The organism is Mesorhizobium sp. M0815 (assembly GCF_040319995.1).
Taxonomy (GTDB): Bacteria; Pseudomonadota; Alphaproteobacteria; order Rhizobiales; family Rhizobiaceae; genus Mesorhizobium.
Genome location: NZ_JAMYOU010000018.1, coordinates 134,766 through 144,190, shown reverse-complemented (window position 1 = coordinate 144,190; position 9,425 = coordinate 134,766). Strand labels below are relative to the sequence as shown.

Sequence of the window (9,425 nt, the reverse complement as noted above, 5' to 3'; positions counted from 1 at the left end):
TCCGTATCGGCGTCAAGGACGACGCCAAGCGCCCCGGCGGGATCAACATTTTCGGCAAGGGCTTTGGAAATTACGATCAGGACATCCTGCTCCGGATCAAAACTGGTTGATATCATGAAACCGGGTTCTGAAGATAACGCAGCAATTTCAATGAACTGGCTTTCTGCTGAGCCAAAACCTTCGTCTAATTGTCCTACTTTTGGCTATTTTGGCTTGACGAAGAGCTGCCAATTCCTCTTTGATATCGGGCAAGATGATTTAAATCATCGTTTGTGATATCGATGGGAGGAATGCATGAAGGCAGCCGTTACGGCACATCCGCATTATGTTGTCTCGGAAATCGATCCGAGGCTCTACGGATCCTTCATCGAGCATCTCGGGCGGGCAGTTTATACCGGCATCTACGAGCCAGGCCATCCGACGGCGGATGCCAATGGCATGCGTCAGGACGTCATCGATCTCGTCAGAGAACTTAATGTTCCGATCGTCCGCTATCCCGGCGGCAATTTCGTCTCCGCCTACAATTGGGAAGACGGCATCGGCCCCAAGGAAGAGCGCCCGGTGCGGCTCGACCTCGCCTGGCATACGTCGGAAAGCAACGAAGTCGGCCTGCACGAATTTGCCGATTGGTGCACCTCCGCCAACACCGAGATGATGCTTGCCGTCAATCTCGGCTCGCGCGGCCTTGACGAAGCCCGCAACCTTCTGGAGTACGCCAACCATCCCGGCGGCAGTACATGGAGCGACAAGCGCATCGCCAATGGCCGCAAGGAGCCCTTCGACGTCAAGCTCTGGTGCCTCGGCAATGAAATGGACGGCCCCTGGCAGATCGGCCACAAGACCGCGGACGAGTATGGCCGCTTAGCGCATGAGACGGCCAAGGCAATGCGCGCCTTCTCCAAGTCGCTCGAGTTGGTGGTCTGCGGCTCTTCGAATGCCAAGATGCCGACCTACCCTGAATGGGAAGCGACGGTTCTCGACCATACCTACAACGAGGTCGACTACATCTCGCTGCACATGTATTTCGACAACGAAGCCAACGACGCTTCGAACTATCTCGCCATGAGCGAAAAGCTCGACGACTACATTGTCTCGGTCGCCGGCGTCATCGACTATATCAAGGCCAAGAAGCGCTCCAACAAGCAGGTCTACATCTCGTTCGACGAATGGAACGTCTGGTACCATTCCAAGGAGCAGGACAAGAAAATCCTCGGCGGCAGCGACGGCTGGCCATTCGCCCCGCCGTTGCTCGAAGACATCTATAATTTCGAGGATGTGCTGCAGGTCGGCCTGATCCTCAACACCTTCATCCGCCGTTCCGATGTCGTCAAGATCGCCTGCCTGGCACAACTGGTCAACGTCATCGCGCCGATCATGACCGTTCCGAATGGCCCGGCATGGCGGCAGACGATTTTTTATCCCTATCTGTTTGCTTCTAACTACGGCCGCGGCAATGCGCTGGATCTCAAGGTGGAAAGCCCGACCTATAAATCCACCGTTGCGGGCGACGTCGCCTACGTCGACATTGCCGGGGTGCACGACACGAAGACCGGCCACGTCACCTTCTTCGCCGTCAACCGCCATTCGAGCGAGGCAATCGAAACAGTGGTCGACCTCACCGGCTTCGGCGAAGCGGAAATCGTCGATCACCGGGTCGTGGCGCACGCCGATCTGAAAGCCGTCAATTCGGCCGAGAACCCAGGCAATGTCGGCCCAAGGAAGGGTGAGGGCGCCTCACTCGCCGGCGGCAAGCTGAGCCTGTCGCTGCCGGCCTATTCCTACCAGGTCATTCGCCTGAGGCTCTGAGTTCAGGCGGATCATCGAGACAAGCGCAAGCGCTGAGGAGGAGCGTCGACGTGACGGCCGATATCGAGATCAGAAACGTGAGCAAGCAGTTCGGTGCCATGACGGTGCTGGATCATCTGTCGCTCTCCATAAGGGCACGCGAATTCATCGTGTTCCTGGGGCCGTCCGGTTGCGGAAAATCGACGCTTCTTCGAATGATTGCCGGTCTCGAAGCTGTCGATAGCGGCGAGATTGCCATCAACAATGAGCGCATCGATCATCTGCCGCCGGGCAAGCGCGGCATTGCCATGGTGTTCCAGTCCTATGCGCTTTATCCGCATATGACGGTGCGCGCCAACATGGCCTTCGGGCTTGCGAATATCGGCGTTCCAGGCAAGGTCATCGAGGCGCGCATCAACGAAGCCGCCCGCATCCTCGAAATGCCGCATTTGCTCGATCGCAAGCCGGGCCAGCTCTCCGGCGGTCAGCGCCAGCGCGTCGCCATCGGCCGTGCGATCGTCAAGGAGCCGAAGGCGTTCCTGTTCGACGAGCCGCTCTCCAATCTCGATGCGGCGTTGCGCACCCGCACCCGCATCGAACTTGCCCAGCTTCATCAGCGCCTGCAGTCGACGATGATCTTCGTCACCCACGACCAGGTCGAGGCAATGACGCTCGCCGACCGCATCGTCGTCATGAACAATCGCAAGATCGATCAGATCGGCACTCCGATGGAGATCTACGAGCGTCCGGCGACCAAATTCGTCGCAGGGTTCGTCGGTGCGCCGGCGATGAACTTCGTTCATGCGACGCTCAACAAATCCGGCGAGAACGCCACGGCCAGGTTTGCGGACGGCATCTCGGTGCAGACCGAGATCGCCTCCAGCCAATTGACCGATGGCAAGTACACTTTCGGCATCCGTTCGGAAGACGTCCGTATCGTTGCCGCCGGACAGGGCAATGCCGATGGCGTGGTCGATGTGCTCGAGCGGCTCGGCGAACGCACCCTGATCTACGCGCGGCTGGGCGATGGCCAGCAGATAGTCGGTTCCGATGCCGGCAACAGTCGCGTCGCCGTCGGCGACAGGATCGGGCTCGCCTTCGACGGCCAGAAATCGCATCTGTTCAATGAGACCGGCCGCGCCTGGCATGCGAGGGAGGCCTGAGATGGTTGACCGGCTGGCGATGTCCCCGACCGCGACGCTTGCTGTCGGCGCCAGAACGCCGACCGCCGACATCTATGCGCCGCAATGGCGAAACTTCATTTTCGTTGCGCCATTCTTGTTCTTCTTCACGACGCTGCTGCTCTTCCCGCTGCTCTGGGGGATGTGGCTGAGTTTCCACAAGGCCGACACGTTCTCGTCCGGAAATTTTGTCGGTTTCGGCAATTACGTCAGGCTGTATCACGACAAGGTCTTCCTGCAATCGATCTGGAACACCTTCTACTTCGTGCTGCTGACGGTGCCGACGCTGGCGCTGATCGGTCTTTTCCTGGCGCTTTGCCTCAATCGCCGGACGCGCACTGCTGCGGTTTTGCGGACGCTGTTCTTTTCCTCGTCGGTGCTGTCGGTCACCATCGTCACGCTGATCTGGCGCATCGTCTTCATTCCGAATGTCGGCCTGTTGTCGACGATCTACGGATGGTTCGGCGCGACCGCGCCGGCTTTCATTTCCGATCCCAACCTGGCGATGGTCGGCATCGCCATTGCCACCATCTGGTGGTGCATCGGCCTGCCGATGATGCTCTTTCTCTCGGCGCTCCAGCAGATTCCGCAGGATATCTACGAGGCGGCGGCGCTGGACAATGCCAATCGCTGGCAGACGCTACGCTCGATCACGCTGCCGTCGATCAAGCGGACCTTCATCCTGGTGATCATTATCCAGATCGTGCTGCAATTCCAGCTGTTCGGCCAGGCTTGGCTGATGACGCGGGGCGGTCCGAACAACCTGACCAAGCCGATCGTGCTCTACATCTACGACACCGCATTCCGCCGCTGGGATCTCGGCCTGGGCGCCGCTGCATCGGAAATCCTGTTCATCCTCATCCTGATCGCGGCCATGGCCCAGTACCTGGTGACACGCAGCAGGGGAGACCAGGCATGAGCGCTCCAGCCGCTTCCATCAAGGGACGGGCATTTGGCGACCATTTGTTATTGGCCCTGGTCCTCCTGCTTTCGATCGTCATGATCGCGCCGGTTCTGTGGGTCATCGGCCTGTCACTCAAGGACAATGCGGAGCTGATGGCAGATCCGAATTCGGTGTTTCACGCGCCCTATACGCTGAAGAACTACATCAACACGGTCGGCACCTCGTCGGTGTTCATCTGGGTGCGCAACAGCATCATCGTCTCGGGCGGATTGACGCTCGGCACCTTGATCCTGTCGTCGCTCGCCGGCTACGGCTTTGCACGGCTGAATTTCCCCGGCCGAGACGTGCTGTTCGTGATCGTGCTGTTCGGCCTGGCGGTCCCGGAGCAGGCCGTGCTCGTCGCCCGTCACCAGATCTTCAGCATGCTGAAGTTCCACAACACCTATCAAGGGCTCATTCTGCCGGGCCTTTCGGCTCCGTTCGGCGTCTTCCTGATGACCCAGTATTTCAAAGCCATCCCGAAGGAGTTGGACGAAGCCGCCATGCTCGATAACGCCAGCCGGCTCAGGATTTTCTGGAAGGTGCTTCTGCCGCTCACGCTGCCTGCGCAGGCAACGCTCGGCATCTTTACCTTTCTCGGCGCGTGGAACGATTATTTCTGGCCGCTGATTTCGGCAACGAGGAAGGACATGTTCACGCTGACGGTCGGCATGGCCTCGACGCAGACCAACTTCGCCCAGTCCGAAGGCATCGGCTTCCTGATGGCGCAGGCGGTGTTTGCCGGTGCACCGATCCTGATCGTCTACCTGTTTTTCCAGAAATACATCGTCACGGCGGTCTCCGGCGCTGCGGTGAGATAACGAAGATTGCCTGACGGCCGGGGGGAATGCGCAGCGATTGAAGCACGAAGGCCAATCCAGGGTGGAGCGGCGGAAACTCAGTAGGAGGAACTGATATGAAACTGAAGAAAATGCTGTTTGCCGCAGTCTCTGCGGGCGCAATGATGCTCGCAAATCCAAGCTTCGCGGCCACGGAACTGAGCGTGCAGCGCTTTTTCGGCGCCTGCGATGCCGATTTCGGCACCAACACCGATCCCACCAAAGCCGTTGGCGAATGCGGAATCATCACCTCGCTGATCAACAAGTTCAACGCCGACAATCCCGATGTCCACGTCAACGTCACCACCGTGGAATGGCCCGGCTACGATCAGCTGACCGCGCAGTTCGCTTCAGGCGACGCTCCGGACATCGTCACGATCCATGAATCCGTACTGTCGGATTATCAGTCGAAGGGCCTGTTGATGCCGCTCGACGATCTCTTGAAGTCAGTCGGCGTGACACCCGACGCCTTCACCGACGCGGCGCGCAATGGCGCCACCAAAGACAGCAAGATCTATGGCCTGCCGATCGACAGCTGGACGATGCTCTATCATGTCAACATGGATCTTTTCAAACAAGCCGGCCTCGTCAGTGCCGACGGCACGCCGATTTTTCCAAAGTCGCCCGAGGAACTGCTCGCCCAGGCCGAACAGTTCAAGCAGAAGACGGGCAAGCCTTATTTCGTCCAGAACCTGACCAATGAGACTGCGCTCTACACACGCAATCTCTACACTTATCTTTTCCAGCAGGATTCCGATTTCTTTGCCGATCCGAAGCATGTGAAGTTGAATACGCCGGAAGCCAAGAAGGTCGTCGAGATGTACAAGGCGATCTTCGAGAAGGGCTACACCACCAAGGACCTCGATTATGGCGGCTCGATCAATGCCTTCCTTGCCGGCGAGGGTGGCGTCCACCTCAACGGCACCTGGGTGGTCGGCGATTACAACGCCCAGTCCGAAACCAAGGGTACGGCGCTCAACAAGGGCGGCTATGCGGTTTATCCGTATCCGCAGCTGTTTGGCGGCACCCACGCGCAATATGCCGACGGCCACACCTGGGCCGTGTCGCAGAAAGACCGCACGCCTGAACAGATCGCGGCCATCGGCAAATTCCTGAAGTTCTTCGCCGACAACGACTTTGAGTGGTCGCGCACCGGTCACCTGCCCGCCTACAAGGCCGTCATCACCTCGGACGCCTTCAAGGCCCTGCCGCATCGCAACACGATCTCTGCGGTCGCCGACCTCGGCAAGCCGCTGCCGTCGGCCGTACAGCGCCAGTTTGCGATCCAGGACATTATCGGCGAAGAGATGAGTGCAGCAATCAGTGGCCAGAAGGACGTCGACACCGCCCTTGCCGACATGGAAAGCCGCGTCAACGAATTGCTCGCCAACATTTGACCACGGGTTTCGAAAGGCCCTCCCAAGGCGCCCCCGCGGCTGGAAACGGCCGCGGGGTTTTGGTGAGGCGGTGGTTGCAGTGGTTATTGCGTGACTTGCCCGTGGCGACCGGGTCGAACACGCCAATCACGGCGCCGCAACCTCGGCAGCAGCCGACGCGAGCCCTGACTGGAGGATTCCGCTAGAACGCCGCGGCCATGGGCATTGCGATCTTGTTGGGGATCTGGATGTCGATCTCCAATCTCGACGTCGTTTCGCCGTGATCCATGCTCACCTGCAGGAAATCCTGGTCGACCTGAACATGCCGGGCGATCACCGCCATGATCTCCTCGCGCAACACGGAGACGAGATCGGGCTGGTTGCGGCTTCGACGCTCGTAAGCCAACAGCAGTTGCAAGCGCTCGCGCGCCACGGGCGCGCTGCCGCGGCGCTTGAAGATATCGAGCAGGTTCATGCTGCCCTCCTTCCCAACAGCCGGTCGAGGAGGCCCCTCCGCTCGAAAGGCAGAACGACCGGCAGGTCCTCGCCCTCGAGTCTTCTTGCCGCGTCGATATAGGCGCGTGCGGCGGGGTTGGTGTTTTCGCTGAGCGTAACCGGCGCGCCCACATTGGATGCGCGCAGCACGTCCTGGCTCTCGGGAATTATTCCCAGCAGAGGCGTGGACAGGATCTCGAGAACGTCATCAATGCTGAGCATCTCGCCGCGGGCAGCGCGGGCAGCGTCATAGCGCGTGACGAGGACGTGTTTGGCAATCGATTCACCTTGCTCGGCTTTCATCGTCCTGGAGTCGAGCAGGCCGATAATGCGATCGGAATCGCGGACCGAGCTCACTTCCGGGTTGGTCACGATTACCGCCTCGTCGGCAAAGCGCATGGCAAGTTGCGCGCCGCGCTCTATGCCGGCGGGGCTGTCGCAGAAGACGTAGTCGAAAACCGATCGCAGCTTGTCGATGACATCGGCGACGCCTTCCTCGGTGAGGGCATCCTTGTCGCGCGTTTGCGAGGCCGGCAGCAGGAACAGCGTGTCGAGCCGCTTGTCACGGATCAGCGCCTGCGAAAGCTTGGCAGTTCCCTGAATGACGTTGACGATATCGAAAACCACGCGCCGCTCGGCGCCCATGATCAGATCGAGATTGCGCAGGCCGACATCGAAGTCGACGAGGGCCACCCGCTTGCCGGTTTTCGCGACCGCCGCGCCGAGAGCGGCCGTCGAGGTCGTCTTGCCGACACCCCCTTTGCCGGATGTGACAACCACTACCTTGCCCATATTTGTGCCTCCAATGTTGTTAGTTGAGCGGTGCGACGCAAAGTGCGCCGTCCTCGAGAAAGGCCTGTACCGGCCTTCCTCGCGAGGAGGCGTCCATCTCCTCGGCGGTGCGGTACCAGCCGTCTACCGCCAGAAGTTCGGCTTCATTTTTCCGGCAAAAGATACGAGCCGCAGAATTTCCCGTGGCGCCGGCGAACGCACGCCCACGCAGCGTGCCGTAGACGTGGATCGACCCCCCGGCGATGATTTCGGAACCGGAACTGACGGAGCCGACAATGACCACATCGCCATCGGGGTGAAAGATCGACTGGCCGGAGCGGATCGGTGCCTTGATCATCAATGAGTTCGGCGCCTCCGGCTCTTCCGTCTTGGCCTCAGCGGCGGCTTTTGGGTCCGGCTGCACGTAAAGCGCGTCAGCGGTGGCCTCCTTGGCGCCAACGAGGAGCGGCGGCAGATCAGCATCGAGACCAACATTGCCGTCCGCCTCGATCGCGTAGATGCGAATCCCGCGCTCCGCGAGCTGTGAGACCAGATCTTCGATCTCGCCCGCCTCGGGCTTGAGCATATTCAGGTCGAGCACGACCGGGCGACCGGCAAAGAAGCCGGGAGAGTTTTCGGTCCAGTGATCCAGGCTTTGCAGCCATTCCCCCAACGGGGCCTCAGGGGTGAGGGTGAAGGCTACAAACGAGCGCGCTCGAAAGCGTATGGACTTGTTTTGGATGGGAGCGACGCAGGTCACAGAGGCGACTCCTTACTGATTGGTTAAGGCTAGCCCGGCATGGTTAACGAACAGTTAATGGCGGCCTTCCGAGGCTTCCATTCTTGCTGTTTCGGAGCGCACCGACGGTCGATCTGATTGGACCCTGGAGACCCTCGCCGTTGCCGAAGACCGGCCGATGGGCGGAAATGGGGCGTTGCGACGGTGCGGAGGTGCCATTCGACCTCCGCACCGCAATCGCCATGGCACTTTTGTCAGTTACCCATCATCTGCTTGGCGTTTTCCGGCGTGATCGCCGTCGTTGCAACTGTGACCGTCGGCTCGACGGATGTGGCGCAATCGAGAAGAACCGACTTTGCCATATCGATCGCCTCCTTGGCGCCCGTCGGATAAGTGAAGGTTGCAGCCCATTCGCCTTCGGCAACGGCCCGGATGCCGCCGGCAGGACCTGGCAATCCGTCGGTGCCGATGATCTTGATCTGCCCTTCCTTGCCGGCGCCCTTGGCGGCAAGGCGCGCTCCGGCGGCCATCATGTCGTTGCTGGCGTAGACCATCTTGATATCGGGATTGGCCTGAAGCATGGCTGCGAACGCCGTCTGTGCCTTGTCCGGCAGCCAGTCCGCCGCCTGCTCGGCGACGACCTTGATCTTGTCGTTCTCCTTGACGCCGTCCTTGAAGCCGTTGAGCCGTTCCACGGCAGGGGTCGAACTGGGCAGCCCTTCCAGAACGGCAACTTCACCGCCGTCAGGAAGCAGTTTCGTGGCGGTATATTTGCCGGCTTCGAAGGCGATCTTGTAATTGTCGCCGCCAATAAAAGCCGTGTAGTCCTTGCCCGGATCGCCAACCGTCTTGCGGTCGAGCTCGATGACGGGGATGCCGGCCTCCATGGCCCGCTTCACCGCCGGCGTCAGCGGCGATGCTTCGAAGGGCGATATCAGCAGCAGGTCGACCTTCTGGGTGATGAAATTGTCGACCTGTGAGGTCTGGGTGTTCACGCTGCCGGCGCCATCGGCGATCTGCAAGGTGAACTGGGACACTGCCTTGGCGGCGGCGGTGAGTTCGTCATTGACGTGCTGGCGATACGGCTCGGCATTGTTGGCCTGAGAAAAGCCGATTACGAATTCGCCGGTCTTGGAGCAAGCCTTGACCAATGGTTCCGCAGCTTGAGCCCCTCCGGCGGCTGCGAGAAAGGTCCCGGCAAGCAGACACGTTTGCCAGGCCCTTTGTCTGCTATTGCGTGTGCTCCTGATAACCATGGTTGTTTCCTTCCTGTCGATGCCCTTGGCTCGACTGTTG

General features: G+C 60.0%; 10 protein-coding genes and 1 pseudogene. 7 read left to right on the top strand and 4 right to left on the bottom strand.

From position 1 onward, the window contains the following. From NKI01_RS20500 to NKI01_RS20470, 7 genes and pseudogenes are all read left to right on the top strand, one after another. A pseudogene (locus NKI01_RS20500) lies at positions 1 to 110 on the top strand (transcriptional regulator); the annotation flags it as partial. A gap of 4 nt (positions 111 to 114) precedes the next feature. Beyond that, a complete protein-coding gene (locus NKI01_RS20495; RefSeq protein WP_156948152.1) occupies positions 115 to 276 on the top strand; it encodes a hypothetical protein in 162 nt (53 codons plus the stop codon). An 18-nt stretch (positions 277 to 294) separates the two neighbouring features. Further along, positions 295 to 1,806 (top strand): arabinosylfuranosidase ArfA, encoded by a 1,512-nt coding sequence (gene arfA / locus NKI01_RS20490; protein ID WP_352484061.1) that lies wholly within the window; start codon positions 295 to 297, stop codon positions 1,804 to 1,806. 50 nt (positions 1,807 to 1,856) lie between these two features. Continuing rightward, complete coding sequence (locus NKI01_RS20485) at positions 1,857 to 2,948, top strand: ABC transporter ATP-binding protein (RefSeq protein WP_352484060.1); 1,092 nt, start codon at positions 1,857 to 1,859, stop codon at positions 2,946 to 2,948. Between the two features lie 19 nt (positions 2,949 to 2,967). Continuing rightward, entirely contained in the window at positions 2,968 to 3,885 is a 918-nt protein-coding gene (locus tag NKI01_RS20480) for a carbohydrate ABC transporter permease (protein ID WP_051409714.1), read from the top strand. Beyond that, positions 3,882 to 4,730: a carbohydrate ABC transporter permease gene (locus NKI01_RS20475; RefSeq protein WP_352484059.1), complete on the top strand. Its 849-nt coding sequence runs from the start codon at positions 3,882 to 3,884 to the stop codon at positions 4,728 to 4,730. Before NKI01_RS20480 ends, NKI01_RS20475 begins: the two co-directional genes overlap by 4 nt. A 95-nt stretch (positions 4,731 to 4,825) precedes the next feature. Further along, positions 4,826 to 6,145 (top strand): ABC transporter substrate-binding protein, encoded by a 1,320-nt coding sequence (locus tag NKI01_RS20470; RefSeq protein ID WP_023720710.1) that lies wholly within the window; start codon positions 4,826 to 4,828, stop codon positions 6,143 to 6,145. A gap of 181 nt (positions 6,146 to 6,326) precedes the next feature. On the opposite strand, the gene minE is transcribed toward NKI01_RS20470, so the two are convergent. The 4 genes from minE to NKI01_RS20450 form a co-directional block, all read right to left on the bottom strand. Then, entirely contained in the window at positions 6,327 to 6,599 is a 273-nt protein-coding gene (gene minE, locus NKI01_RS20465; RefSeq protein ID WP_023720709.1) for a cell division topological specificity factor MinE, read from the bottom strand. Then, a complete protein-coding gene (minD, locus tag NKI01_RS20460) occupies positions 6,596 to 7,411 on the bottom strand; it encodes a septum site-determining protein MinD (RefSeq protein WP_023720708.1) in 816 nt (271 codons plus the stop codon). The genes minE and minD overlap by 4 nt, the downstream gene beginning before the upstream one ends. 19 nt (positions 7,412 to 7,430) lie before the next feature. Continuing rightward, positions 7,431 to 8,150, bottom strand: coding sequence for a septum site-determining protein MinC (gene minC, locus NKI01_RS20455; RefSeq protein ID WP_031194495.1), 720 nt, complete (start codon positions 8,148 to 8,150; stop codon positions 7,431 to 7,433). Positions 8,151 to 8,383: 233 nt separating this feature from the next. Then, the gene (locus NKI01_RS20450; protein WP_031194494.1) at positions 8,384 to 9,385 is read right to left on the bottom strand and encodes a substrate-binding domain-containing protein; all 1,002 of its coding nucleotides are present in this window, start codon (positions 9,383 to 9,385) and stop codon (positions 8,384 to 8,386) included. Positions 9,386 to 9,425 lie beyond the last annotated feature (40 nt).

Bases quoted from the DNA above. Each gene is read 5' to 3' on its own strand.
- NKI01_RS20495 (WP_156948152.1), top strand. From the start codon at position 115: ATGAAACCGGGTTCTGAAGATAACGCAGCAATTTCAATGAACTGGCTT.
- arfA (WP_352484061.1), top strand. From the start codon at position 295: ATGAAGGCAGCCGTTACGGCACATCCGCATTATGTTGTCTCGGAAATC.
- NKI01_RS20480 (WP_051409714.1), top strand. From the start codon at position 2,968: ATGTCCCCGACCGCGACGCTTGCTGTCGGCGCCAGAACGCCGACCGCC.
- NKI01_RS20475 (WP_352484059.1), top strand. From the start codon at position 3,882: ATGAGCGCTCCAGCCGCTTCCATCAAGGGACGGGCATTTGGCGACCAT.
- NKI01_RS20470 (WP_023720710.1), top strand. From the start codon at position 4,826: ATGAAACTGAAGAAAATGCTGTTTGCCGCAGTCTCTGCGGGCGCAATG.
- minE (WP_023720709.1), bottom strand. From the start codon at position 6,599: ATGAACCTGCTCGATATCTTCAAGCGCCGCGGCAGCGCGCCCGTGGCG.
- minD (WP_023720708.1), bottom strand. From the start codon at position 7,411: ATGGGCAAGGTAGTGGTTGTCACATCCGGCAAAGGGGGTGTCGGCAAG.
- NKI01_RS20450 (WP_031194494.1), bottom strand. From the start codon at position 9,385: ATGGTTATCAGGAGCACACGCAATAGCAGACAAAGGGCCTGGCAAACG.